This window comes from Bartonella sp. TS25HLJMH (genome assembly GCF_042193505.1).
Lineage (GTDB): Bacteria > Pseudomonadota > Alphaproteobacteria > Rhizobiales > Rhizobiaceae > Bartonella > Bartonella grahamii.
This window is the reverse complement of sequence record NZ_JBHILV010000096.1, coordinates 1-492: the sequence shown is the minus strand read 5'-3', so window position 1 is coordinate 492 and position 492 is coordinate 1. Positions and strand designations below refer to the sequence as shown.

At 32.9% G+C, this 492-nt stretch carries 1 protein-coding gene; it reads right to left on the bottom strand.

Annotated elements, in window-relative coordinates:
* The coding region (locus ACFINF_RS09435) for a hypothetical protein (RefSeq protein ID WP_375620620.1) at positions 1-492 on the bottom strand (492 nt) is incomplete at both ends.

Below are 492 nucleotides of genomic sequence, written 5' to 3'. Positions count from 1 at the left end.
ATCCTAATATTGAGAAAGCTTCATTAAGCAAGTCGTCTCGTTGTTGCCACAAATCTTCTAAATTTTGTATAAGGCTTCCAGGATCAGCTACAGAGATTGAAGTTTCTAGGTGCTTTCGCAAGTTTTCTAAATTTTGTATAGGGCTTTCAGGACTTATGGGGAATGAAACCGCATTTTTTAATGTTCGCGCTACAATACCATGATTTTGAAATATATTATATGTCCTCTCTGCATATTTTTTAGCTATTAAAGATGGAATATCACTAGATATACCATTTCTAAGAATGACAATATTCTCTTTATTAATTATTTTTGAATAGCCATTCCCACTGCATTTGTATTCTGTTGGTTCTCCTTCTTGTAAGTGAGCTTCACATGGTAACAGTAAAAACCCCTGTGTTTCATCCTCAAAAAGACCTAACATGCCATGTTTAAAAAGACTTTTCTCTATATAGAAAGGTGAAAATACGTTTTTAAAATAGTTACATTTCC